Source organism: Klebsiella sp., assembly GCF_027492335.1.
GTDB classification, from domain to species: domain Bacteria; phylum Pseudomonadota; class Gammaproteobacteria; order Enterobacterales; family Enterobacteriaceae; genus Klebsiella; species Klebsiella huaxiensis.
The window spans coordinates 1-24,995 of record NZ_JAPUEW010000034.1; the positions used below are offsets into that span (position 1 = coordinate 1).

The following is a 24,995-nucleotide window of genomic DNA, read 5'->3' on the forward strand; positions in this document are numbered from 1 at the left end:
ATAGTGGTGATTACCGAAAGTTGCTCTATAAATACAATATCCATCACGACCTGCCTGCTTTTTGGCTAAACCGGATACCACTTCCGGCGAATTATGCGTATTATCCACAGATGCAAAGACATCCCCTAAATAATTTGCGTTGCCGGAAAGCAGCGATGCAGCAAGCCTTCGGGAGCATAGCGCCACTATGCGTCCAGGCAAACCGACGCGCCGACGGCGCGAAAGGTGACGGGGATAAACCGACACTTTCAAAATGGAACAGCTGATGAGTGCAATCGCGCCTGGACTGGTTATCCTCGCCTACCTCTGCGGCTCAATCTCCAGCGCCATTCTGGTGTGCCGCCTCGCTGGCCTGCCCGATCCTCGCGATAACGGCTCCGGCAATCCCGGGGCGACCAACGTCCTGCGAATAGGCGGCAAGGGAGCAGCCGTAGCGGTGCTTATTTTTGACGTGCTGAAAGGCATGCTTCCGGTCTGGGGCGCGTGGGCATTGGGCCTGAGCCCGTTCTGGCTTGGCCTGGTAGCGATTGCCGCCTGCGTGGGTCACATCTGGCCGGTATTCTTTAATTTTCGCGGCGGCAAAGGTGTTGCTACTGCTTTCGGTGCTATTGCCCCTATCGGCTGGGATCTCACTGGCGTGATGGCGGGGACCTGGCTGCTCACCATTCTGCTCAGCGGCTACTCTTCCCTCGGCGCCATCGTCAGCGCGCTTATCGCGCCGTTCTACGTATGGTGGTTTAAACCGCAATACACCTTCCCGGTGTCGATGCTTTCGTGCCTGATTCTGCTACGTCATCATGACAACATTCAGCGCCTGTGGCGTCGCCAGGAGACCCGAATCTGGTCCCGCCTCAAAAAGAAGAAGAAAACACCAGAGCAGAAATAACCTTTGCATCAGGTAGCCAACGCGGCCACAGCTTGAAGTATGACGGGCATAAGCTTTTCATATGACCGTGATGCTTATCCCCCGATCAATACTCATCCCTGCTGTTTTATCTTGATTTTGCAGGGGCGCGACATTGCACGGCACCGTGTTACCACAGACCAAAAAAGGCTGGCAGGCCACGCTGGACCTGCACTTTCATTACCTCGGCGGGAAAACAACGCTCGCCTCCCGTCGTCATGTCGGTCCCCTTACCGTTCAGCGCCCTTTTTATCCTGAAGAAGAGACCTGCCACCTCTATTTACTCCATCCCCCCGGCGGTATCGTCGGCGGCGATGAACTGACCATTAGCGTCACCATTGAGCCTGGTTGCCATACGTTGATCACCATGCCCGGCGCCAGTAAGTTTTATCGCAGCAGCGGCGCCCAGGCACGGCTTGAGCAAACCCTGGCGCTGGCCGAAAACGCAACGCTCGAATGGCTGCCGCAGGATGCGATCATCTTTCCCGGTGCCATCGCATCTCTGCACACCGCGTTTCACCTCACCTCCTCCAGCACCCTACTGGCCTGGGATTTGCTGTGTCTTGGTCGCCCGGTCATCGGCGAAGCTTTTAGCCACGGTGCGCTCGCCAATCGGCTGGAAGTGTGGGTCGACGACTCCCCGCTGCTGATTGAACGCCTGAGTCTGGCCGACGGACAGCTGGCAAGCGTCGCTGAGCAGCCGTGGGTCGGAACTCTGCTGTTCTACCCGGCGAACGAAACGCTGCTGGACGGCGTGCGTGAAAAGCTAATTCAACTGGCTAATTACGCCGGAGCCACGCTTATCGATGGCCTGATGACGGTCCGCTTTTTAAGTGACGATAATCTGCTTTGCCAGCGGGCAATGCGCGATATCTGGCAATTTATGCGCCCGCATCTGACCGGTAAATCTCCGCTACTTCCCCGAATCTGGCTGACCTAAGAGAATGTTATGGAACTAACACCCAGAGAAAAAGACAAGCTGTTGCTGTTTACCGCCGCGCTGGTGGCAGAGCGCCGTCTGGCCCGCGGTCTGAAGCTCAACTACCCCGAATCCGTGGCCCTGATCAGCGCCTTTATTATGGAAGGCGCGCGCGATGGTCAAAGCGTCGCGGCGCTAATGGAAGACGGACGCCACGTCCTGAGCCGCGATCAGGTCATGGAAGGCGTGCCGGAAATGATCCCCGACATCCAGGTTGAGGCCACCTTTCCGGACGGCTCGAAGCTGGTCACCGTCCATAACCCGATAATCTGAGGCAGCCACGATGATCCCAGGAGAGTATCAGGTAAAGCCCGGTCAGATAGCCATTAACGTTGGCCGCGCGACCTGCAGCATTACCGTTGAGAATCATGGCGACCGACCGATTCAGGTGGGATCGCATTACCACTTCGCCGAGGTTAACCCAGCGCTGAAGTTCGATCGTCAACAGGCCACCGGTTATCGTCTGAATATCGCCGCCGGAACCGCGGTGCGCTTCGAACCGGGGCAAAAACGCGAGGTGGAGCTGGTGGCACTTGCCGGAACCCGCGCGGTGTATGGTTTTCGCGGCGAGGTCATGGGCAATCTGGAGGCAAACGATGAGTGAGATTTCGCGTCAGGCCTGGGCCGATATGTTCGGCCCCACCATCGGCGACAAAGTGCGCCTGGCGGACACCGAGCTGTGGATCGAGGTTGAAGACGATCTCACTACCTACGGCGAAGAGGTCAAATTTGGCGGCGGCAAAGTGATCCGCGACGGTATGGGCCAGGGGCAGATGCTTGCCGCCGAATGCGTAGATCTGGTGCTGACCAACGCGCTGATTATCGATCACTGGGGGATCATCAAAGCCGATATCGGCGTCAAAGACGGACGGATCTTCGCTGTCGGTAAAGCGGGAAATCCGGATATTCAACCTAACGTCACGATCCCTATCGGCGCGGCGACGGAAATTATTGCTGCGGAAGGTAAGATCGTCACCGCAGGCGGCGTCGACACCCATATTCACTGGATCTGCCCGCAGCAGGCGGAAGAGGCCCTGGTCTCCGGCGTAACCACGATGATCGGCGGCGGTACCGGTCCGGCGGCGGGAACTAACGCCACAACCTGTACGCCGGGGCCGTGGTACATTTCACGAATGCTGCAGGCGGCAGACAGTCTGCCGGTCAATATCGGCCTGCTGGGCAAAGGCAACGGCTCGAATCCGGATGCGCTGCGTGAGCAGGTTGCCGCGGGGGTTATTGGCCTGAAAATTCACGAAGACTGGGGCGCGACGCCAGCGGCAATCAACTGCGCGCTGACCGTAGCCGACGAGATGGATGTTCAGGTCGCACTGCACAGCGACACTCTCAATGAGTCCGGCTTCGTGGAAGATACACTGGCGGCTATTGGCGGGCGCACTATCCACACTTTCCATACCGAAGGCGCGGGTGGCGGCCATGCGCCGGATATTATTACCGCCTGCGCGCATCCCAATATTCTGCCGTCGTCGACCAATCCGACACTGCCCTATACCGTCAACACCATTGACGAGCACCTGGACATGTTGATGGTTTGCCATCACCTCGACCCGGATATCGCCGAGGACGTGGCGTTTGCCGAATCACGTATTCGTCGGGAAACCATCGCCGCAGAAGACGTCCTGCACGACCTCGGCGCGTTCTCGCTCACCTCGTCTGATTCACAGGCCATGGGCCGCGTCGGCGAAGTGATTTTGCGTACCTGGCAGGTGGCGCACCGCATGAAAGTCCAGCGCGGCCCGTTAGTGGAAGAGAACGGGGATAACGATAACTACCGCGTAAAGCGCTATATCGCCAAGTACACCATTAACCCGGCGCTGACCCACGGCATCGCCCATGAAGTCGGTTCGATTGAAGCGGGCAAACTGGCGGATCTGGTGCTGTGGTCCCCGGCGTTCTTCGGCGTAAAACCAGCGACGGTGGTCAAAGGCGGCATGATCGCTATGGCGCCGATGGGCGATATCAACGCGTCCATCCCGACGCCGCAGCCGGTGCACTACCGCCCGATGTTCGGCACGCTGGGTAGCGCTCGTCACCACTGCCGTTTGACCTTCCTGTCGCAGGCGGCGGCGGAAAACAGCGTCGCTGAAAAGCTGAACCTGCACAGCATGACGGCAGTAGCGAAAGGCTGCCGCACAGTACAAAAAACCGATATGCGCCACAACGGACTACTGCCCAATATTACCGTTGATTCGCAAACCTACGAGGTGCGTATCGACGGCGAACTGATCACCAGCGAACCGGCGGACGTGTTACCAATGGCGCAACGTTATTTCCTGTTTTAAGGAGTGAAAATGCTTTATTTGACCCAACGCGTGGACGCTCCGGCACAGGCCACTGCCAGCGTCACCCTGCCGATTGATGTGCGGGTGAAAAGCCGTATTAAAGTCACGCTTAATGATGGCCGCCAGGCGGGCCTGTTGTTGCCGCGCGGCCTGCTGCTGCGCGGCGGCGATATTCTTAGCAACGAAAACGGCAGCGAATTTATCAAGGTGATCGCCGCCGATGAAGCCGTTTCAGTGGTGCGCTGCGATGACCCCTTTGTACTGGCAAAAGCCTGCTATCACCTGGGTAACCGCCACGTGCCGCTGCAAATCATGCCCGGCGAGCTACGCTACCATCACGACCACGTACTGGACGATATGCTGCGCCAGTTTGGTCTGGCCGTTGATTTCGCGCACCTGCCGTTTGAACCGGAAGCTGGTGCCTACGCCAGCGAGTCGCACGGCCATCATCATCACGATCATGGGCACAGCCACTAAATGCCGACGCCGGAAAAACGTCTGCGGCTAATGCAGCTTGCCAGCAGCAGTCTACCGGTCGGCGGCTATAGTTGGTCTCAAGGGCTGGAGTGGGCGGTGGAAGCAGGCTGGGTGCCGGATACTGCCGCCTTTGAGCGCTGGCAGCTGCGGCAGATGGAACAAAGCTTTTTTACCGTCGACCTGCCGCTGTTCGCCCGGCTTTATCATGCCTGCGAAGCGAACGATCTGGCTGCAGCGCAACGCTGGACGGCTTATCTGCTCGCCTGCCGGGAAACCCGCGAGCTGCGTGACGAAGAGCGTAATCGCGGCGCAGCTTTTACCCGCCTGCTCGCCGACTGGCAACCGGACTGCCCGCCCGAATGGCGCAAACTGTGTCAGCAAAGCCAACTTACCGGCATGGCATGGCTTGGCGTGCGCTGGCAAATCGCCATCCCCGACCTGGCTCTTAGCCTCGGCTACAGCTGGATTGAGAGCGCGGTGATGGCAGGCGTCAAGCTAGTGCCTTTTGGCCAGCAAGCCGCCCAGCAGCTGATTCTGCGCCTATGCGACCGCTACGCGGCGGATATGGACAGTGCCCTGGCCGCGCCAGACAGCGCTATCGGCTCGGCCACGCCGCTCGCAGCCATCGCCTCCGCCCGGCATGAAACCCAATATTCCCGACTATTCCGTTCTTAGGAGAAGGTATGAACACGATTAAGCAACCGCTGCGCGTTGGCGTCGGCGGCCCGGTTGGCTCCGGAAAAACCGCGCTACTGGAAGCGCTGTGCAAAGCAATGCGCGACACTTATCAGCTAGCGGTGGTGACCAACGACATCTATACCAAAGAGGATCAACGGATCCTCACCGAAGCCGGAGCCCTGGAGCCAGAGCGGATTGTCGGCGTTGAAACCGGCGGCTGCCCGCACACTGCTATTCGTGAAGATGCATCAATGAATCTCGCCGCAGTGGAAGCCCTGAGCGAAAAATTCGGCAACCTCGATCTTATCTTCGTGGAAAGCGGCGGCGATAACCTGAGCGCCACCTTCAGCCCGGAGCTAGCGGATCTTACCATCTACGTGATCGACGTGGCGGAAGGAGAGAAGATCCCGCGCAAAGGCGGGCCGGGGATCACTAAATCTGACTTTCTGGTGATCAATAAAACCGATCTCGCACCTTATGTGGGCGCCTCTCTGGAAGTGATGGAGCGCGATACCATGCGCATGCGCGGCGAGCGTCCGTGGACGTTTACCAATTTAAAAGCAGGTGACGGCCTGGCAAAGATCATTGCTTTTCTGGAAGAGAAAGGGATGTTGCGGGTGTAGTTTATTGCCCGCTGGCACTTCGTTTGCCGGGCCTACAAAACCGTAGGCCCGACAAAATTACGCTGCCGGTAACTCCGCCAGCGGCCAGCGAGGACGAACGGTCACGCCGAGCTCGGCTTTCGCACCGGAGTGCAGACGAACCATACCCGCGTAGGCAATCATCGCACCGTTATCGGTGCAGAACTCAGGGCGAGCGTAGAACACTTCCCCCCCGCGTTTTTTCATCATCTCCGCCAGCTTCGCGCGCAGCGTACGGTTAGCGCTGACGCCCCCCGCCATCACCAGACGCTTAAAACCGGTTTGATCCAACGCACGACGGCATTTGATCATCAATGTATCCACCACTGCATCTTCAAAAGCACGGGCAATGTCAGCGCGGGTTTGATCATCATTGTCGTTGCTGCGAATGGTGTTCGCGGCAAAGGTTTTCAGGCCAGAGAAGCTAAAATCCAGTCCCGGACGGTCGGTCATTGGGCGAGGAAAGACAAAACGACCTTCGGTACCCTGCGAGGCCATCTTCGACAGCATCGGGCCGCCAGGATAATCGAGCCCCAGCAGTTTAGCGGTCTTATCGAAAGCTTCACCCGCCGCATCGTCAATCGACTCGCCCAGTAGTTCATATTGACCGATGCCGGTAACGCTAATCAGCTGCGTGTGGCCGCCGGAGACAAGCAGCGCAACAAACGGATATTGCGGCGGATTATCTTCCAGCATCGGCGCCAGCAGATGCCCTTCCATATGATGCACCGGGATCGCCGGGACGTTCCACGCAAACGCCAGCGAACGTCCAACGGTTGCGCCTACCAGCAGTGCGCCAACCAGACCAGGGCCTGCGGTATACGCGACGGCATCAATATCTTTTGCCGTCAGCCTCGCTTCTTTTAGCGCCGCCTGGATCAGCGGCACGGTTTTACGCACGTGATCGCGGGAAGCCAGTTCGGGCACAACTCCACCGTAATCAGCATGTAATTTCACCTGACTATACAGTTGGTTGGCTAACAGACCTTTTTCGTCGTCGTAAATGGCGATGCCGGTTTCATCGCAGGATGTTTCAATACCCAGTACACGCATGACTTGTTTTACCTCATTTCAATACCGCGCAGTGTAGGACCAATGCCGGTTGATGTAAAACTTTCCTCACCCCTGGCGTTCACTTCGTGTATACTCCCTGTCCTTATAAAAGTCCCTTTCAAAATCGCATCGGTGCTTTACAAAGCAGCAGCAATTGCAGTAAAATTCCGCACCATTTTGAAATAAGCTGGCGTTGATGCCAGCGGCAAACCGAATTTATTAAAGGTGAGAGTTACATGCCGGTAATTAAAGTACGTGAAAACGAGCCGTTCGACGTAGCACTGCGTCGCTTCAAACGTTCATGCGAAAAAGCAGGTGTTCTGGCGGAAGTTCGTCGTCGTGAGTTCTATGAAAAACCGACTACCGAACGTAAACGCGCTAAAGCTTCTGCTGTGAAACGTCACGCGAAGAAACTGGCTCGCGAAAACGCACGCCGCACTCGTCTGTACTAATCTATTGAGGGCTCTGCTCTCAATTCAGACCGAGTTGTAGTTGTAAGGCCGTGCTTCCGGAAGGAATGCGCGGCTTATTTTCGTTTATACACGTCATCATTCAAGCTGCCTCTGTGTTGGCTGCAATCGCTCACCCCAGTCTCGTACTGATGTACGCTCCTGAGGATTCGCTCCCTTGCCGCCTTGATGCATCCTGAATGATTTTGTGTATATGAGCCATCAAAAAAACAGGGGCATATGGCTGGACGAATTCCACGTGTATTCATTAATGACCTGCTGGCAAGAACCGATATCGTCGATCTGATCGACGCACGGGTAAAGCTGAAAAAGCAGGGCAAGAATTATCACGCGTGCTGTCCGTTCCATAACGAAAAAACCCCCTCTTTCACCGTCAACGGTGAAAAACAGTTTTATCACTGCTTTGGCTGCGGTGCGCACGGCAACGCTGTCGACTTCCTGATGAACTACGACAAGCTCGAGTTCGTGGAAACGGTCGAAGAGCTTGCCGCCATGCACAATCTCGAAGTGCCGTATGAAGCAGGTAATGGGCCCAGCCAAATTGAGCGCCATCAGCGGCAGAATCTTTATCAGTTGATGGATGGTCTGAACACGTTTTATCAACAGTCTCTGATGCAACCCACCGCTGACCCCGCGCGCCAGTATCTGGCACAACGTGGCTTAAGCAGCGAGGTGATTACGCGCTTTGCGATTGGTTATGCCCCTCCCGGTTGGGACAACGTCTTAAAACGTTTTGGCGGCAATCAAGAAAATCGTCAGTCGCTCATTGATGCAGGCATGCTGGTCACCAACGATAAGGGACGCAGCTACGACCGCTTCCGCGAACGGGTGATGTTCCCCATCCGCGATAAGCGAGGCCGGGTGATTGGTTTTGGTGGTCGCGTGCTGGGCGATGCCTTGCCGAAGTACCTGAACTCCCCGGAAACTGATATTTTCCATAAAGGCCGCCAGCTGTACGGCCTTTATGAAGCGCAGCAGGATAACGCTGAACCGCCTCGTCTGCTGGTGGTCGAAGGTTATATGGACGTGGTTGCGCTGGCGCAGTTCGATATTAACTACGCTGTCGCGTCGTTAGGTACGTCGACGACCGCTGACCATATTCAGCTGTTGTTCCGGGTTACCAATCAGGTCGTTTGCTGTTACGACGGTGACCGGGCAGGCCGCGATGCCGCCTGGCGAGCGCTGGAAACGGCGCTGCCGTATATGACCGACGGACGCCAGCTGCGTTTTATGTTTCTGCCGGATGGTGAAGACCCGGATACGCTGGTGCGTAAAGAGGGAAAAGCCGCATTTGAAGCGCGGATGGAGCAGGCCCAGCCGCTCTCCACGTTTTTGTTCAACAGCCTGTTGCCGCAGGTAGACTTGAGCACTCCGGACGGGCGCGCACAGCTGAGCACTTTAGCGCTGCCGCTGATAACCCAGGTACCGGGTGAAACGCTGCGCATTTATCTGCGCCAGGAGTTAGGTAACAAGCTGGGGATTTTAGATGATGCGCAGCTTGAACGTTTAATGCCAAAACAGTCCGAAAATGGCCCACAACGCCCTGCTCCGCAGCTAAAACGCACGACCATGCGTATACTTATAGGGTTGCTGGTGCAAAACCCGGATCTGGCCCCGCGAGTGCCACCGTTAGAAGGGCTGGACCCAAGTAAAATGCCCGGACTTGGTTTATTTAACGAACTGGTCAAAACGTGTTTATCTCAGCCAGGACTGACCACCGGGCAACTTTTAGAGCAGTATCGCGGCAAAAATGAAGCCGTGACCCTTGAAAAACTGTCGATGTGGGACGATATAGCAGATAAAGATATCGCTGAAAAAACCTTCACCGACTCGCTCAACCATATGTTTGATTCACTGCTTGAGCTGCGACAGGAAGAGCTGATAGCTCGCGATCGCACACATGGTTTAAGCAGTGAGGAACGCCGGGAACTCTGGACTATCAGTCAGGAACTGGCAAAAAAATGAATTTAACGGCTTAACTGCCGAATACCGTTCGGGAAGACCCCGACAGCCGCTCGAGGCGCAGCGGCAATAATATAAGTACGCCCTCGCTTTAAATGTTGGCAGCTCGTCTGCTTACACCAATCAAACGAATTAAGTGTGGATACCGTCTTATGGAGCAAAACCCGCAGTCACAGCTGAAGCTTCTTGTCCAACGTGGTAAGGAGCAAGGCTATCTGACCTATGCCGAGGTCAATGACCATCTGCCGGAAGATATCGTCGACTCCGACCAGATCGAAGACATCATCCAAATGATCAACGATATGGGCATTCAGGTGATGGAAGAAGCACCGGATGCCGATGATCTGCTGCTTGCTGAAAATAGCAACAATACCGACGAAGATGCGGAAGAGGCTGCTGCACAGGTTCTCTCCAGCGTGGAATCTGAAATCGGCCGTACAACTGACCCGGTGCGCATGTACATGCGCGAGATGGGTACCGTCGAACTGCTGACGCGTGAAGGCGAAATCGACATCGCCAAACGTATCGAAGATGGGATTAACCAGGTTCAGTGCTCCGTTGCTGAATACCCGGAAGCAATTACCTATCTGCTGGAACAGTACGATCGCGTTGAAGCAGAAGAAGCACGTCTGTCCGATCTCATCACCGGATTCGTCGATCCGAACGCCGAAGAAGAGATGGCGCCAACGGCGACGCACGTCGGTTCTGAACTCTCTCAAGAAGAAAGGGATGACGACGAAGACGAAGATGAAGAAGACGACGACGACAGCAGTGATGACGACAACAGCATCGACCCTGAGTTGGCACGCGCGAAATTCGGTGAGCTGCGTACACAGTACGAACTGACCCGCGATACCATCAAAGCGAAAGGTCGTAGCCACGCAGCGGCACAGGAAGAAATTCTCAAACTGTCAGAAGTCTTCAAGCAGTTCCGTCTGGTACCGAAGCAATTTGATTACCTGGTCGGCAGCATGCGTAGCATGATGGACCGCGTTCGTACACAAGAACGCATCATCATGAAACTGTGCGTTGAACAGTGCAAAATGCCGAAGAAAAACTTCATCACTCTGTTCACTGGCAACGAAACCAGCGAAACCTGGTTCAACGCGGCCATCGCCATGAACAAACCGTGGTCAGAGAAGCTGCTTGACGTTAAAGACGACGTTCAGCGTAGCCTGATGAAACTGCAGCAGATCGAACAAGAAACTGGCCTGACCATTGAGCAAGTCAAAGACATCAACCGTCGTATGTCTATCGGTGAAGCGAAAGCCCGCCGTGCGAAGAAAGAGATGGTTGAAGCGAACTTGCGTCTGGTTATCTCCATCGCCAAGAAATACACCAACCGTGGTCTGCAGTTCCTCGATCTGATTCAGGAAGGTAATATTGGCCTGATGAAAGCGGTCGATAAGTTTGAATACCGTCGCGGTTACAAGTTCTCCACCTATGCAACCTGGTGGATCCGTCAGGCAATCACCCGCTCTATCGCGGACCAGGCACGCACCATCCGTATTCCGGTGCATATGATTGAGACTATCAACAAACTCAACCGTATTTCACGCCAGATGCTGCAAGAGATGGGTCGCGAGCCAACGCCAGAAGAGCTGGCCGAGCGCATGCTGATGCCAGAAGATAAAATTCGTAAAGTGCTCAAAATTGCCAAAGAGCCTATCTCCATGGAAACGCCGATTGGCGACGATGAAGATTCGCATCTGGGCGATTTCATCGAGGATAACACCCTCGAGCTGCCGCTGGACTCTGCCACCACTGAGAGCTTGCGAGCCGCCACTCACGATGTTCTGGCTGGCCTCACCGCCCGTGAAGCCAAGGTTCTGCGTATGCGTTTTGGTATTGATATGAATACCGACCACACGCTGGAAGAAGTGGGTAAACAGTTTGACGTTACCCGTGAACGTATCCGTCAGATCGAAGCAAAGGCGCTGCGTAAGCTGCGTCATCCAAGTCGCTCTGAAGTGCTGCGTAGCTTCCTCGACGATTAATTCTCGCCGCGTACTGCAAAAAAGCCAGTCAAATGACTGGCTTTTTTTATAGCTAAAAAATGCCCCAATAAATACCAAGACCTACATTCAATAAAAAATAGAAATATATACAGGTCATATTCTTATTATCTATTCCCATAAAGATAAATGACTGGACTCATGGTTTTACATTTGTACTATTAGTCCATGGATCGCATTTAATGCATAAAACGGAAATCAATTATATGGAAATCAAATGAAAAATAAGCGTAAAATTCAGCTAGCTGATTTTAATCGAATGGTTATTTTAGCCACTTCCAATACATTATTTCTTAGCCGTGGAATAGAAGGCACAACCATGGATGAAATCGCACATGACGCGGGATTTAGTAAAACAACACTTTATACCTATTTTGAAAACAAGCAGGATATCCTGGATCATCTTATCCTCGATGGTATGGAGCGCTTTCATCATGAAGTCGTGAAAATAGCCAGTCGGAAAAATCCATTCCGCGAATTTTATCATGAATTCTGCCAAGCGCTGATTGCTATCCACGACTCCGGCATCGTCTATTTCCCCGGTATTACAGGGAAAATAGGCTGTTCTGATAAAGAGATGAAAAACAATAAAGTACTGATGAATATTTATATGCTCGGAGAAGAAATCAATCAGATTATCGCTGCACAAATATCCAGAGCTGTAGAAAAAAAAGAGATCAAGCTAAATGCTCCCATTGTAGAGGTCATGATGTTGTTCTGGTTATGTCTGACCGGATTAGTGGAAAAGTCATCAAGCAAAGAAGACTATCTTTTACGTCATCTTGAGAAAGACCGGAAATACTTTCTTGAGTTCGCTTTTGAATCTTTATTAGTAATGATAGAAAAAGGAACGAGTAAATGATAAAGAAAATATTACTCAGCCTACTGATATGCACCGTGGTTATCTTTGTCTATTCTTATCATAACGCGAAGCCCCTGCATCTAACTAAAGATACTTCACTGCCTTTTCCTCTTGAAAGCGAACAACGCGAGATCCTGTATTACGCTTCGCTGGCCCCTAATGCGCACAACGTTCAGCCGTGGCGCCTGACCTATAATAAAAACGAACAACGCTTCACGCTGGCTTTCGACAGCAGCAAGGCCCTTCCTCATATCGACCCTGCCAGGCGCGAAGCCTGGATTTCTCTGGGGGCGTTTCTGGAGAACTTCCGTCAGGCTACGGCCAATTATGGAATGAAGGCGGAGATAGATATTTTACCGATTATCACAAACAACGGTAATGTTGCCCACATTACGCTACGTTCCGACAATAAGCGATCTCCTCTCAAACAACCCACCGCGCTGAAATTAATCGAGCGGCGACACACCGATAAGCGGCCCTACCAGAATATTGCTATTGCGCCCAAAAACCTCACGGCCCTGCTCGAGCAGCACCAGCCGTATTTAACCTATTACCCACGCAGCACCGCTGAGTTTAATAAACTGGCAGGTTACGCCGTGGAAGCGGCAAAAGCTCACGCTCTTGATAAGCATAAAAGAGATGAATTTGCGCTATGGTTGCGTTTTTCCAATGAGGAGGCCAGCCAACTTAAAGACGGACTACCTGCAGAGCAGCTGGGGTTAACGGGAATTAAAAAGTTGCTCTATTACTCATTATTCGATCGCGAAAAAGCTAAAAGCGAAGCCTTCGCCACCGAAAATATCAAGAAGACAGAAAATAGCGTGGCGCAGAGCGCCGGTTTTTTTGTCATTAGCGGTGAAGAGACATTTGCAGCAACGATTCGCAGCGGAATGAATCTGGAGTCCTTCTGGCTGGACGCCGTCCAGTACGGTATCTCCATCCAACCGGTAAGCCAGATGCTGGAAGAGGATGCCTTTCGCCAACGGCTAGCGCAGACATTGGGCTTAAGCCAGCCACCGCAACTGATCCTCCGCGCAGGCTACGTTGACGACTATGGCGAAAATAATAAAATTCGCCGCAATATCAGCGAATTTACTCATCTGGAATCACTACCCGAAGTACATTAAAGCCCTCGCGTCGCCAGCGCATCATCAAGCTCCCGGTAGGCTTCAACCAGTTTATCCAGCGTCGCGCGGTTGAGGCCGCTGGGATTTGGCAACACCCATACCTCCGTCGCGCCGATAGTCACCTGCTGCTTGCCCCAGCGTGCGCCGCGGGCCTGAAACGCTTTCTCAAAGGCCTGTTTGCCGAGAATCGCCAGCGCGCGCGGCTGATACTCTTCCATTTTTGTGACCAGCTCTCGCCCACCGCTGCGCAGCTCCAGCAGCTCAACCTCACTGGCCTGCACCGTCGGGCGCTCAACTAACATGGTGATCCCGCAGCGGGTATCCAGCAGCTGTAGTTCCTCCTCAGGCTTCAGAAGGCGGTCAGTAAACCCGGCCTGATGAATCACCTTCCAGAAGCGATTGCCTGGATGAGCAAAGTGGAAACCGGTATGGGCAGAAGACTTCCCAGGATTGATGCCACAAAAGACCACCCGCAGGTCCGGCGCCAAAATATCGTTAATCATGTTTTCCCCAGCTCAATAACTAAAAGCTAATTATAAAGGATTGAAAATGCATTGTTTATAAAAACAGCAGCCGTGCGTTTTAGGCTGGATTGCGGGCATCAGTTACTTTATAATCCCTCGCCACGGCCCCTTAGCTCAGTGGTTAGAGCAGGCGACTCATAATCGCTTGGTCGCTGGTTCAAGTCCAGCAGGGGCCACCAAATATCAAGGACTTGCGAGAAATCGCGAGTCCTTTTTTATGGGTAACATCCAGGATGTCGTCGCCCGGTATGCGCCAGTATTCAGGAGAGATTGGATCGTGAAAGGAAAAAATGGCAACGCTGATTGACGCCTTCACCTCAAGGGTGAAAGCGTCGGGTTAGAATTTTTTGACCGGCTAGCTTACACAAGTTCCTGGAGCTGCTCGCGCATATAAGAAGAGAAGTACTCAGGATTTTTAATAACGATACGGTTACCAGATGCGATTTTTTCTGCCCATCCGGCCACTTTATTCGTAAACTCGGTATTCCACCCCTCCTTTTCGCCGCGCGCCATCACGTCAGCTGCGCTCGCCGGAGTCCCCAACTCATTCAAATACTTTAAAATTCCCTTCGCCGTACTTTCATCCATTGAATGCGGCACTGATGCCGATGTGTTCATACCACCAATGAAATCTAATGCTTTATCAATGACTGTTGGCATGCTCTTATCCTTAAAATTAACCGCGTAAAAGACACCTTTCTAATATGACCCCAAGTCAGCCGGGATATCAAAGGGAACGTTGCCTTTATTTGATTCAGACCTCAGTCAAACGCTTGCGTGGTGCTTTTATGCGCTAATAATGATGTGTAATTCATCCTCAGGTTACGAATTACATTCACACGGCAAGTGACCACCAATCAGCTTACGGTATAAAAAAGCCCCGATGATCGCTCCTACCACCGGCGCCAACAGCGGCACCAGAAAATAAGGTATCGTTCGCCCACCAGTAAACGCAATCTCACCCCAACCTGCCAACCAGGCAAAAATCTTCGGGCCAAAATCACGAGCAGGATTAAGGGCAAAGCCGGTCAGTGGCCCCATCGACGCGCCAATTACCGCAATCAATAAGCCAATCAGCAGCGGTGCCAGTGGGCCTCGCGGGATGCCGTTACCGTCATCCGTTAATGCCATAATCACCGCCATCAAGATCGCAGCAATAGTGGTTTCAATGGCAAAAGCCTGCGCGAAGGTAATATGTGGATTCGGGTAGGTCGAAAATACGCCTGCCAGATTAAGGCTCTCCACACTACCGCGTACAACATGCTGCGCCAGCTCAGTATCAAGAAAGAGGTTTTGATACAATCCGTAGACCAACGCTGCCGCACAGAACGCCCCAGCCATCTGCGCCATAATAAACGGTACAACCCTGCGCCGTTCAAAACAGGCGAACAGCCACAGCGCAATGGTAACCGCCGGATTCAGATGCGCTCCGGAAACGCCTGCGGTCAGATAGATAGCCATCGCCACGCCAAGTCCCCAGATAATACTGATCTCCCACTGACCGAAACTGGCCCCCGCCACTCGCAGCCCGGCAACGCAGCCTGCGCCAAAGAAGAGAAGTAAACCGGTACCGAGAAACTCCGCAATGCACTGCCCGCGTAAGGTTGATGTCTGGCTCATAGTCGGATCCTGAATAAAAAAGATAAAATAATTAGTATGTTACCTACCATTTTGAATAACTAACCCGCTTCCCCGGATAACACCAGCCCGGTCGCTACGGCATTACGCGGCCCTTCCGTCCCACGAATATTGCCCTGCCCGGCAACAACGCCGTAATGCGCCAACGCTTCAGTGATCATCTGTGGAATTTCAAAATCCAGCGATGAACCACCGACCAGCACCACAAAGGCAATATCGCGAATGGAACCACCAGGCGAGACCTGACGCAACGCACGCAGGCAGTTCGTCACAAAGACCTTCTCCTTTGCCTGCCGACGCACCAGGCGAATTTTCTCCAGCGAAGTCTGGTTATCGATAGGGATCGGTTCGCCATCTTTGAGATACACAACTTTGGCAAATACCGACGGGCTCAGCGGTTCGCGAAAGAACTCCACCGCACCGTTTTCATGACGAATACTGAACAGGCTCTCCACTTTTGCCAGCGGATATTTTTTAATCTCTTCTGCCAGAAACGGATCGCTCAGACCTAGCTCCGTTTTAATCAGCAGGCTGACCATATTCCCCGCCCCGGCCAGATGAATAGCTTTCACCGTTCCTTCGCTATTGATAATGGCGGCATCTGTAGAACCTGCGCCTAAATCAAGGATCGCCAGCGGTGCAGCGCAACCTGGCGTAGTCAGCGCCCCAGTCACTGCCATGTTGGCTTCCACACCACCCACTTCAACAGCTGTATTCAGCCGCATGCTCAGTTCACTGGCGATCGCTTGCATCTGTAGTCGATCGGATTTCACCATCGCCGCAATACCGACGGCGTTTTCCATCGAATATTCCCCGGCGATACCGCCCAGCACTTTGCGAGGAATAAAGGTATCGACAGCTAGCAGATCCTGGATATGTATTGTGCTCATGTTGTGCCCACTCAGTGAGGCCATCACCTTACGTACACGCTCCAGCATACCGCCCGCGTGGGTACCGGCTTCACCGCGAATATCGCGAACAGGCGCACAGGTGTTCATCACCTGCATAATGGCCTGCGCCCCTTTCGCCACATCGGCTTCACCACTGCGCTTTTCTCCGCTGATAAAGATCCTTCCCGCAGGGATCGTTCTCGATTGCACATCGCCCTGCGGGGTTTTGAGTACCACGGCAGAGCGGTTGCCGATCAGCGCTCTTGCGATCGGGACGATCGTCTGGGTTTCCTCCGGCGTCAAGGCAAAGAAGGTGGCGATGCCATAGGGATTCGACAGCACCCGAACAACCTGCCCCGGGGCCGCAACTTCCACCGCCGCCTGTACGCCCTCCGGAACCTTCTCCAGCAACGTCACTTCATCGATCACCGGCAACGTTCTGCGCAGACGATTATTGACCAGCACGCCATCGTCCTTTTTCAGGATTGCCGCTACCACGTTGACGCCGCGATCCAGCGCCTCATTCAACAACCAGACCGCTTCAAGAAAATCCATCTCTTCGCCAATCAGCGGGATCCAGCCCTGCGTAAACCGATCGCTGCTCAACGACGCCAGTTTATCTATGGCGATCGTGGTTCCCACTCCGACACCAATACCGCCTGGCGTTTGCGGGTTGTGACCAATCATTGTCGATTCAGTAATGATGGTTTCAGTGATTGTTTCCATGGCAACATCGCCAATCACTGGCGCAGCTTCATTGATGCAGATTTTCACCACGTCCTTAAGCGACCAGGTCGTTTTATCCAGCGCCTGCTGCAGGGAGGCTATCACCCCGGCAATATTGTCCCGCGTGCCTTTCATGCCCGTGGTGGCGACAATCCCGCTGGCGATAAACCGGCCATGCTGCGCCAACGCCACTTCCGTGGTGGCGTTGCCGATATCAATCCCTGCAATTAACGGCATACTCCCTCCGTCATTGGCTGCCTTTACGCAGCTTATTTCTCTGCTGATACACCTCTGCCGACTCGCGAACAAACCCGGCATTAACCATGGCGTGCCAGGTGTGCTCCAGTTCATCAGCAATGGCCAGTAGTTCTGCAACAGAAGAACGGAACGGACGCAACGCATTGTAGATCTCCAGAATACGGGCATCCGGAATAGCAATCAGCTCCGCCGCGCGCCGGAAATTACGTGCCACAGCATGGCGCTGCATCTGCTCAGCTATCTGCGCCTGATACTCCAGCGTTTGCTGAGAAATACGTACATCCTGCGGTCCCACGCGTCCCGCTAGCACATTTTCAAGGGTAATATCGGTTAACGGCTTTCCGGTTGGGGTCTGGATTTTCTCCGGGCAGCGGGTCGCTAACGGGTAATCCTGAGCGGTCATAATGTTGTCGTTCATCCTTATTCCCTTACTAATGCAATGTGCAGCGTGACAGGCGCGGCATCCTGCACCACGTGTTTGGTTTCTTTAATATGAAACAGCGCCGCCTTAGCCATAAATTTCGGCCGCACCATCTGGTCATTCACCACCGGTACCGGCGAGGGCGACTCTTTACGTGCGTAACGCGCAGCGTTCTTACCAATCTGCCGATAGATTTCCAGCGTCAGCAGCGGGGCCTGAGAGAACAACTCAAGGTTGCTCAGCGGCAGTAAATCACGCTGATGAATAACCGTAGTTCCTTTCGACTGAATACCAATGCCAATACCGGAACCGCTAAGGTTCGCCGCATCCCAGGCCATAAAGGAGACATCCGAGGTGCGCAGAATTCTCACCACTCGCGCATGCAGCCCCTCCTCTTCAATCCCGGCGACCAGTTCTTTCAGGATCGCTTCATGCGGCATATCAATCAGCGTTTTATGCTGATACTTATCAAAAGCCGGACCGACACCGATCACCACTTCATCCGCGCGATCGTCTGCTTTTGCCGTCTCTCCTTCGCTAACCTGCAAAGTGAAAACAGGTTTACGTTCAGTTGAACATTCCACTGTGTACCGCCTTATTCAATCGAGCCTGGTTGTACCACGCCCGCGATATTTTTAATTTCCTCCCAACGTTCGGCAGAGATGCGATAGCCGGTGCCGGGTCCCTGATAATCATTGATATCATTGACGGCGCTGACCACTTCAAACTGGCGATCCAGAATGGCGGAGGTTTGCAGGTAATCGCCGGTCACACGCTGCCTTAGCATGTTAAGAATGTTGCTGGCGATATCTTCGAAGCCGCTACTACTTAATGCGCTGACGATATCCAGCCCGGTGATATTGCGCTTCATCATCTCTTCCACGGCGGCCAGATCCTCCACTACATTGCGCGCGGGCATATCTTTGCTGCCGTGGGCATAGGTGGCGGCGTCTACTTCCTCATCGCTAATCAGCGGCAGGCCCAGTTCGCGGAACACCACCTGAATGGCGCGCGCAGCCTTATTGCGGATAGCGATGGTTTCCTCTTCAGTTACCGGACGCAGGCCACCGTCGACCATCAGATCGCGTTGCAAAATGTTGTAATCATCGAAGTCTTCGGCATCGAAGTTCGACCCGGCAAACATGTTGTCGTAGTTCGGCACGGCGCTATAGCCGGAGAAGATAAAGTCGGTGCCGGGCAGCATCTGCATCAGCGTGCGGGCGGTCCGGCGAATATCGGAATGCGAGAAGGTTTGATCATTGGCTGATGCCACTTCGAGGTCGAGCATCGAGGCTATCAGGTTTTCCGCCAGTACCGCACGGATCCCCGACGGCACCGCGCCGGTCATCCCGATACAGCTGACCGCACCGTTTTGCAGCCCCTGCACCCCCGCGCCTTTGGTGATAAAGATGCAGCGCGACTCCAGGTACAGCATCGATTTACTTTCTGAATAGCCCATCAGCGCCTCCGAGCCAGTGCCAGAGGTGTAGCGCATTTTCAGCCCGCGGGAAGCATAGGCCGAGGCGAGAAAGGCTTTCGACCACGGCGTATCATCGCCATCGGTAAACACCGACTCCGTACCGTATACCGACACCGTTTCGGCATAGCTGGTTAATCCACGCATTCCCAGTTCCAGCTCGGTGGCTTCTTCGACGGAACATTGCGTGAGCACACCTGGGCGGCCGCACTGGGAGCCGACCAGCAGCGCCAGAGCGTTAAACGGCGCATAGCGGGCGATACCTACAGTGGTTTCCTGCTCAGAAAATCCGCGGATCCCGGCTTCGGCGGCATCCGCAGCAATCTGCACCGGGTTATCTTTCAGATTAGTGACGTGACACTGGTTGGAAGGAGTACGTCTGGCGCGCATTTTTTGCAGCGCCATCATCATTTCCACCACGTTCATTTTCGCCATCACCTCCACCGCTTTCGCCGGGGTGATGGCGGTGGTAATGGCAATAATCTCTTCCCGTCTAACGTGGATATCCACCAGCATTCGGGCGATTTCCAGCGCGTCGAGCTGCATGGCGCGTTCGGTTTCCGCAACGTTAATCGCGTAGTCGGCAATAAAGCGGTCAATCATGTCAAACTGTTCGCGGCTTTTGCCGTCCAGCTCAACAATCCGACCGTTTTTTACCTTCACCGACGACGCCGGATCGTATGGACTTTCCATGGCGATCAGCCCCTCTTCCGGCCATTCACCAATAAGCCCATCCTGATTGACTGCTCGCTGGGCAAGGACTTCGAATCGTTTTGATCTTCTCATAGCTCGTTGACTCAAAAGATAAATAATAGGAACGCCGAGCAGTACCGCAGGAGGTATTAAACTCCTCCTGAGATAGTGTGAATCAGCAATAGCGGAACTTTAAATGAGCAGAATAATAAAAAAATAAAATTAATTACGTTCCAATCTGATACAAAATAAAACTTGAGAGTTTCATTATGAAACGTAAATTTAGAGCAATCACAACGAAATGTGACCAGGTTAAATGATCATTATCAATAAACATCTGATACCAGGAATAAACTGATTCCTGACATTTTTTCGCACTATTGACTTAATAACCTACAGCGCGAGAATAAAGAAAAATCAACGATAAAATAATGTCTGAAGCGCGATATGTTTCGCGACCTCAGACCTATACCTTGACAGGAGATATTGTGAATAAGAGTCAACAAATCGCCACTATCACGCTAGCGGCAGCGAAGAAAATGGCGCTAACCGTCGAGGCTAAAGCGCTTGAAATCAACGTCCCGGTGGTCTTTTCCGTGGTGGATCACGGCGGAAACACGCTGCTGATGCAACGCATGGACGACGCGTTTGTCACCAGCTGTGATATTTCGCTTAATAAAGCTTATACCGCCTGTTGCCTGCGACAGGGCACTCATGAAATTACTGATGCGGTACAACCCGGTGCTTCACTCTATGGTTTACAGCTCACTAACCAACAGCGAATTGTTATTTTTGGCGGCGGTTTGCCCGTCATATTTAATGGTAAATTAATCGGTGCTGTTGGCGTAAGCGGTGGTACCGTTGAACAGGACAGGCTATTAGCTGAAACCGCGCTGAATTGTTTCTCTGAATTATAACTCAAATCTAAGAAGGTATATTATGAGCTATCGTATGTTTGATTACCTGGTGCCAAACGTGAATTTTTTTGGCCCCAATGCCATTTCCGTGGTTGGCGAGCGCTGCAAACTGCTGGGCGGGAAAAAAGCGCTGCTGGTGACCGATAAAGGCCTGCGGTCAATTAAAGACGGTGCGGTAGATAAAACGCTCAAACATCTGCGTGAAGCGGGTATTGAAGTGGTGATTTTTGATGGCGTCGAGCCAAATCCAAAAGATACCAACGTGCGCGATGGTCTGGAGGTCTTTCGTAGAGAGCAGTGCGATATTATCGTCACCGTCGGTGGCGGCAGCCCGCATGACTGTGGTAAAGGGATTGGCATCGCGGCTACTCACGAAGGCGATCTTTACAGCTACGCAGGTATTGAAACCCTGACCAACCCGCTGCCGCCGATCGTGGCGGTGAATACCACCGCTGGTACCGCCAGCGAAGTCACCCGCCACTGCGTATTGACTAATACCAAAACAAAAGTGAAATTCGTTATTGTCAGCTGGCGTAACCTGCCGTCGGTCTCCATTAATGACCCGCTGCTAATGCTCGGCAAACCAGCACCACTGACTGCCGCTACCGGAATGGATGCTCTGACCCATGCCGTGGAAGCCTATATTTCCAAAGATGCCAACCCGGTGACCGATGCCGCAGCAATCCAGGCGATCCGCCTAATCGCCCGTAACTTACGCCAGGCGGTGGCGCTGGGCAGCAATCTGAAAGCCCGCGAGAACATGGCCTACGCCTCTCTACTGGCGGGTATGGCCTTCAACAACGCTAACCTCGGCTATGTTCACGCCATGGCACACCAGCTCGGCGGCCTGTACGACATGCCACATGGGGTAGCGAATGCCGTTCTGCTACCCCACGTGGCGCGCTATAACCTGATTGCCAACCCGGAAAAATTTGCTGATATCGCCGGATTTATGGGGGAAAACACTGACGGACTGTCAACGATGGACGCTGCCGAACAGGCCATTCGCGCCATCGCCCGCCTCTCTGCCGATATCGGTATTCCGCAGCATCTGAAAGAACTGGGCGTGAAAGAGGCCGATTTCCCTTACATGGCGGAAATGGCGCTGAAAGACGGCAATGCGTTCTCGAACCCGCGCAAGGGTAATGAGAAAGAGATCGCCGAAATCTTCCGCCAGGCTTTCTGATAAATAAAGGGGGACGCAATGTCACTTTCATCACCGAGCGTACATCTGTTTTATCACTCATGCTGGCAGGATACCCGTGAGCTTGATGAGCTATGCTGGGGGCTGGAGGAACAAGGCGTCCCGTGCCGGACTATCTGTCACGACGGGAATGATTGCGCGCTGACGTTAAGTAAACTGGCGGCCAAAAGTTCGACGCTGCGCGTTGGTCTCGGCCTCAACGCAACGGGTGATATTGCCTTAACGCATGCCCAGTTGCCCGAGAGACGGGCGCTGGTCCGCGGACATATTGCCGCCGGGATCGGGCAAATCCGCACGCTCGGCGTCAATGCCGGTCAACTGGTCAAAGTACTTCCCTTCAGCGAGATAAAATAAATGTACCGCATCTATACCCGAACCGGCGATAAAGGTACCACCGCACTGTTTGGCGGCAGCCGTATCGACAAAGACGACATTCGCGTTAACGCCTACGGCACGGTGGATGAACTGATTTCACAACTTGGCGTCTGCTATGCCAGCACGCACCAGGTAGAATTACGCCAGGATCTGCACGCCATGCAGAAAATGCTGTTTGTGCTGGGCGCGGAACTCGCCAGCGATGAGAAAGGTCTCGCTCGCTTAACGCAGACAATTAATACCGAGGATATTCAGTCTCTTGAGCAAATAATTGACCACAATATGGCGCAATGCGGACCGCTTAAAGAGTTTGTCATCCCAGGGAAAAACCTGGCGTCCGCGCAGCTGCACGTCGCGCGAACGCTGGCGCGTCGGCTGGAGCGTATTCTGACGGCGGCGGGCAGAACGCTTACCGTGCGCGATGAGCTCAAGCGCTACATCAACCGCTTGTCCGATGCGCTCTTCTCGATGGCCAGAATCGAAGAAATTACTCCAGATGCTTGCGCTTAAACTGGCTGGCATCAATATCGTACTGTTTCATCTTGCGCCATAGCGTGGTGCGGCCAATATTCAGTAGCTGCGACATCTCCTGCACCCGCCCGCTGGTTACGCGAGCGGCATGGATAATCGCCTCTTTCTCGATAGCGCTAAAGGTCAGGCTGGCGGGTAGTAGCGACGAACTGACATCGGTGCCGTGGCGCTCGGCAAACAGATACTCCGGCAGATTGCTCAGGCGGATATGGCCGTTTTCGCTGCTGATAGCGATGTTCTCGATAATGCTGTTCAGTTCAAAATCATTGCCCGGCCAGGAGTAGGCTACCAGCTGCGCCAGAGCATCGTCATCCACCTTCAGGCGCGATGAAAACCGTTTTTCCAGGCTCTTCAGACGATTATGCACTAACGATGGAATACTGTTGCGCCTTGCCCGCAGCGGTGGAATGACAATCTCAAACGAATGCAGCGCGTAGTAAAGCTGGCGGCTAAAGCGGTTTTGCTCTACCAGATTGGCAAGGTCAACGGTGGTGGTGGCAATGACTTTAACGTCAACCGGGATCAGCCGACGGGCATCCAGGCGGGTTAACACGCCCTGCTTGATAACCTGCAACAGCGCGGATTGCAGCTCCGGTGCCAGATATTCGATTTTTTCCAGAAACAGCGTCCCGCCGTTGGCCAGCTCAAGGCGGCTAAGACGCCCGTTCTCATCGTCCGTCGGCGCGCTACCCATAAAATCCTGACCCAGTACGCTGTCGGCATACAGCTGGCAGTTAACCGCGATATACGGTCCACCGCCCCGCTCGCTCTCATTATGAATCGCCTGGCTGAGCAGCTCTTTACCCACACCTTCTTCACCACACAGCAGCACAGGAAAAGCGCCGCGCGCCGCCTGGCGGCCAAAGTGAATCAGCCGCCGCGTTTCCGGATCGTCCGCCGACATCTGTTCAAAGGTATGGCTCACTTTGCCAAGCTGGCTGGTCATCAGTTGGCGCATCTGCTCAACGGGATGCAGCAGCAAAATAAAGCTGTTGCCCTGCTCTTCAACAATCGGTTTGAGGGTGATTACCGCATCAATAAACTGATGCTGGCTCTCAAAGGTGACTTCAACGTGATTCAGCCCGCGCGCATGCTTAATCGCCCGACGCAGCAGGGCTGGAAGCGTCACCAGGTCATTGATATTTTTCCCCTGACTGGCCTGCGCATCGAGGTGCAACAGCGTTGCGGCCTGCACGTTAAGAAACTGCAAAACGCCCTGCTCGTTCCACGCCATCACCCCATCATCCATGCTCTCCAGTAGGCCGTACATCTGATTAAGATGGCGGTTCGACTCAGCCAGCAGGCTATCGGTGAGCAGAGAGTTGCCGACTTCCCGTGCGATGGCGAGGGTCAGGGACAAATCCGACGTGGCCTGCTCTTCAATCAGGCAACACAGCGAAATGGAGCCAAACAGGCGTCCGTGGTTATCAAACACCGGCGTAGAGCTGAACGACCAACCATGCAGAACCTGCTTAAAATGCTGATCGCCAGAGGTTTTCACCGGCTGTCCGAGCATTGAGGCCAGCGAGAGCGCACAGCTGCCGATAATGCTTTCTGCACAGTAGCTGCCGTCGAGAAACCCCAGTTCCGCCAGTTGGGCGATAGTCTGCGGATCGCCGCAGCGGCTGAGAATACAGGCGGACTCATCGAGAATAAATAACGCGCAGGGACGGCTATCCATAAACTCCCAGGCATCTTCCAGCGCCGCCTGACCAATCGTCAGCAGCGCAGTCTTGCGCCGGCAAATCGATTCAAAAGTCAGTCCCTGCGCCTGATGCGGCGCCTGCCAGGTTTCCCGCTGCATAAACTTGCTGCAACGATGCCATGACTGAGTTATCACCGAAGGAAAGCGTTGAGTCTGCGCCGTCATATC

27 protein-coding genes, 1 tRNA gene and 1 pseudogene are annotated in these 24,995 nt (G+C 53.8%); 19 read left to right on the forward strand and 10 right to left on the reverse strand.

The features are described 5' to 3' along the window. Together QVF11_RS09935 and plsY are read left to right on the forward strand one after the other, a co-directional pair. A partial coding sequence (locus tag QVF11_RS09935) for a hypothetical protein (RefSeq protein WP_287856648.1) occupies positions 1 to 266 on the forward strand: 266 nt, incomplete at its 5' end. Continuing rightward, positions 266 to 886, forward strand: coding sequence for a glycerol-3-phosphate 1-O-acyltransferase PlsY (gene plsY / locus QVF11_RS09940; protein ID WP_142514362.1), 621 nt, complete (start codon positions 266 to 268; stop codon positions 884 to 886). The genes QVF11_RS09935 and plsY, both read left to right, overlap by 1 nt. A 60-nt stretch (positions 887 to 946) precedes the next feature. Here the strand turns inward: plsY and QVF11_RS09945 are convergent. Then, positions 947 to 1,030: pseudogene (locus QVF11_RS09945) on the reverse strand (short-chain dehydrogenase); the annotation flags it as partial. Between QVF11_RS09945 and QVF11_RS09950 the strand changes: the two are divergent. From QVF11_RS09950 to ureG, 7 genes are read left to right on the forward strand one after another with little or no spacing between them, the layout of a single operon-like run. Then, a complete protein-coding gene (locus QVF11_RS09950) occupies positions 1,020 to 1,844 on the forward strand; it encodes an urease accessory protein UreD (RefSeq protein ID WP_112213689.1) in 825 nt (274 codons plus the stop codon). The pseudogene QVF11_RS09945 and the gene QVF11_RS09950 sit on opposite strands and share 11 nt — an antisense overlap. Before the next feature lie 9 nt (positions 1,845 to 1,853). Then, positions 1,854 to 2,156 carry an urease subunit gamma gene (locus QVF11_RS09955; protein ID WP_110273008.1) on the forward strand — a complete coding sequence of 101 codons (303 nt, stop codon included), beginning with the start codon at positions 1,854 to 1,856 and terminating at the stop codon, positions 2,154 to 2,156. Positions 2,157 to 2,166: 10 nt separating this feature from the next. Beyond that, a complete protein-coding gene (locus QVF11_RS09960; protein WP_287856652.1) occupies positions 2,167 to 2,487 on the forward strand; it encodes an urease subunit beta in 321 nt (106 codons plus the stop codon). Continuing rightward, entirely contained in the window at positions 2,480 to 4,183 is a 1,704-nt protein-coding gene (gene ureC / locus QVF11_RS09965; protein ID WP_142514361.1) for an urease subunit alpha, read from the forward strand. Before QVF11_RS09960 ends, ureC begins: the two co-directional genes overlap by 8 nt. Before the next feature lie 9 nt (positions 4,184 to 4,192). Further along, entirely contained in the window at positions 4,193 to 4,660 is a 468-nt protein-coding gene (ureE, locus tag QVF11_RS09970; RefSeq protein ID WP_287856655.1) for an urease accessory protein UreE, read from the forward strand. Then, the gene (locus QVF11_RS09975) at positions 4,661 to 5,335 is read left to right on the forward strand and encodes an urease accessory protein UreF (protein WP_142514359.1); all 675 of its coding nucleotides are present in this window, start codon (positions 4,661 to 4,663) and stop codon (positions 5,333 to 5,335) included. Between the two features lie 8 nt (positions 5,336 to 5,343). After that, positions 5,344 to 5,961 carry an urease accessory protein UreG gene (gene ureG, locus QVF11_RS09980; RefSeq protein ID WP_112213684.1) on the forward strand — a complete coding sequence of 206 codons (618 nt, stop codon included), beginning with the start codon at positions 5,344 to 5,346 and terminating at the stop codon, positions 5,959 to 5,961. A gap of 57 nt (positions 5,962 to 6,018) precedes the next feature. Here the strand turns inward: ureG and tsaD are convergent, their stop codons facing one another. Beyond that, complete coding sequence (gene tsaD, locus QVF11_RS09985; RefSeq protein ID WP_112213683.1) at positions 6,019 to 7,032, reverse strand: tRNA (adenosine(37)-N6)-threonylcarbamoyltransferase complex transferase subunit TsaD; 1,014 nt, start codon at positions 7,030 to 7,032, stop codon at positions 6,019 to 6,021. Positions 7,033 to 7,268: 236 nt separating this feature from the next. Here tsaD and rpsU point away from each other — a divergent pair, with 236 nt between their 5' ends. From rpsU to QVF11_RS10010, 5 genes are all read left to right on the forward strand, one after another. Continuing rightward, positions 7,269 to 7,484 carry a 30S ribosomal protein S21 gene (gene rpsU, locus QVF11_RS09990; RefSeq protein ID WP_001144069.1) on the forward strand — a complete coding sequence of 72 codons (216 nt, stop codon included), beginning with the start codon at positions 7,269 to 7,271 and terminating at the stop codon, positions 7,482 to 7,484. A 237-nt stretch (positions 7,485 to 7,721) separates the two neighbouring features. Further along, positions 7,722 to 9,467: a DNA primase gene (dnaG, locus tag QVF11_RS09995; RefSeq protein WP_142515427.1), complete on the forward strand. Its 1,746-nt coding sequence runs from the start codon at positions 7,722 to 7,724 to the stop codon at positions 9,465 to 9,467. Positions 9,468 to 9,616: 149 nt separating this feature from the next. Next, entirely contained in the window at positions 9,617 to 11,461 is a 1,845-nt protein-coding gene (gene rpoD, locus QVF11_RS10000; protein WP_112213681.1) for an RNA polymerase sigma factor RpoD, read from the forward strand. Between the two features lie 235 nt (positions 11,462 to 11,696). Then, complete coding sequence (locus QVF11_RS10005) at positions 11,697 to 12,341, forward strand: TetR/AcrR family transcriptional regulator (protein WP_142514358.1); 645 nt, start codon at positions 11,697 to 11,699, stop codon at positions 12,339 to 12,341. Further along, positions 12,338 to 13,468: an Acg family FMN-binding oxidoreductase gene (locus QVF11_RS10010; RefSeq protein ID WP_287856676.1), complete on the forward strand. Its 1,131-nt coding sequence runs from the start codon at positions 12,338 to 12,340 to the stop codon at positions 13,466 to 13,468. The genes QVF11_RS10005 and QVF11_RS10010 overlap by 4 nt, the downstream gene beginning before the upstream one ends. On the opposite strand, the gene mug is transcribed toward QVF11_RS10010, so the two are convergent. Further along, positions 13,465 to 13,971 (reverse strand): G/U mismatch-specific DNA glycosylase, encoded by a 507-nt coding sequence (gene mug / locus QVF11_RS10015; protein ID WP_112213678.1) that lies wholly within the window; start codon positions 13,969 to 13,971, stop codon positions 13,465 to 13,467. The two genes, QVF11_RS10010 and mug, sit on opposite strands and share 4 nt — an antisense overlap. Before the next feature lie 124 nt (positions 13,972 to 14,095). Between mug and QVF11_RS10020 the strand changes: the two genes are divergently transcribed. Further along, positions 14,096 to 14,171 (forward strand) — tRNA-Ile (locus tag QVF11_RS10020). A gap of 181 nt (positions 14,172 to 14,352) precedes the next feature. Here the strand turns inward: QVF11_RS10020 and QVF11_RS10025 are convergent. From QVF11_RS10025 to QVF11_RS10050, 6 genes are all read right to left on the reverse strand, one after another. Beyond that, on the reverse strand, positions 14,353 to 14,652 hold the full coding sequence (locus QVF11_RS10025; protein ID WP_110272996.1) for a DUF1889 family protein: 300 nt from the start codon (positions 14,650 to 14,652) through the stop codon (positions 14,353 to 14,355). Between the two features lie 162 nt (positions 14,653 to 14,814). Further along, complete coding sequence (locus tag QVF11_RS10030; RefSeq protein WP_287856679.1) at positions 14,815 to 15,612, reverse strand: MIP/aquaporin family protein; 798 nt, start codon at positions 15,610 to 15,612, stop codon at positions 14,815 to 14,817. A 59-nt stretch (positions 15,613 to 15,671) separates the two neighbouring features. Further along, the gene (locus tag QVF11_RS10035; RefSeq protein WP_287856681.1) at positions 15,672 to 17,483 is read right to left on the reverse strand and encodes a diol dehydratase reactivase subunit alpha; all 1,812 of its coding nucleotides are present in this window, start codon (positions 17,481 to 17,483) and stop codon (positions 15,672 to 15,674) included. 10 nt (positions 17,484 to 17,493) lie between these two features. Beyond that, positions 17,494 to 17,922 (reverse strand): diol dehydratase small subunit, encoded by a 429-nt coding sequence (locus QVF11_RS10040; RefSeq protein WP_110272993.1) that lies wholly within the window; start codon positions 17,920 to 17,922, stop codon positions 17,494 to 17,496. A gap of 2 nt (positions 17,923 to 17,924) precedes the next feature. After that, complete coding sequence (locus QVF11_RS10045) at positions 17,925 to 18,509, reverse strand: propanediol/glycerol family dehydratase medium subunit (protein ID WP_112213675.1); 585 nt, start codon at positions 18,507 to 18,509, stop codon at positions 17,925 to 17,927. A gap of 11 nt (positions 18,510 to 18,520) precedes the next feature. Further along, a complete protein-coding gene (locus QVF11_RS10050; protein ID WP_287856684.1) occupies positions 18,521 to 20,188 on the reverse strand; it encodes a propanediol/glycerol family dehydratase large subunit in 1,668 nt (555 codons plus the stop codon). 395 nt (positions 20,189 to 20,583) lie between these two features. Here QVF11_RS10050 and QVF11_RS10055 point away from each other — a divergent pair, with 395 nt between their 5' ends. Genes QVF11_RS10055 through QVF11_RS10070 form a run of 4 tightly spaced genes read left to right on the forward strand, consistent with a single transcriptional unit; the run spans position 20,584 to position 23,101 of the window. Continuing rightward, a complete protein-coding gene (locus QVF11_RS10055; RefSeq protein WP_110272990.1) occupies positions 20,584 to 21,012 on the forward strand; it encodes a GlcG/HbpS family heme-binding protein in 429 nt (142 codons plus the stop codon). A 22-nt stretch (positions 21,013 to 21,034) separates the two neighbouring features. Next, positions 21,035 to 22,198: a 1,3-propanediol dehydrogenase gene (dhaT, locus tag QVF11_RS10060; RefSeq protein ID WP_112213673.1), complete on the forward strand. Its 1,164-nt coding sequence runs from the start codon at positions 21,035 to 21,037 to the stop codon at positions 22,196 to 22,198. Positions 22,199 to 22,216: 18 nt separating this feature from the next. Beyond that, on the forward strand, positions 22,217 to 22,570 hold the full coding sequence (locus tag QVF11_RS10065; RefSeq protein ID WP_287856688.1) for a glycerol dehydratase reactivase beta/small subunit family protein: 354 nt from the start codon (positions 22,217 to 22,219) through the stop codon (positions 22,568 to 22,570). Beyond that, positions 22,571 to 23,101 (forward strand): cob(I)yrinic acid a,c-diamide adenosyltransferase, encoded by a 531-nt coding sequence (locus QVF11_RS10070; RefSeq protein WP_287856690.1) that lies wholly within the window; start codon positions 22,571 to 22,573, stop codon positions 23,099 to 23,101. On the opposite strand, the gene dhaR is transcribed toward QVF11_RS10070, so the two are convergent. Beyond that, positions 23,079 to 24,992, reverse strand: a complete 1,914-nt coding sequence (gene dhaR / locus QVF11_RS10075; RefSeq protein ID WP_287856692.1) for a dihydroxyacetone kinase operon transcriptional regulator DhaR — start codon at positions 24,990 to 24,992, stop codon at positions 23,079 to 23,081. The two genes, QVF11_RS10070 and dhaR, sit on opposite strands and share 23 nt — an antisense overlap. Positions 24,993 to 24,995: the final 3 nt, after the last annotated feature.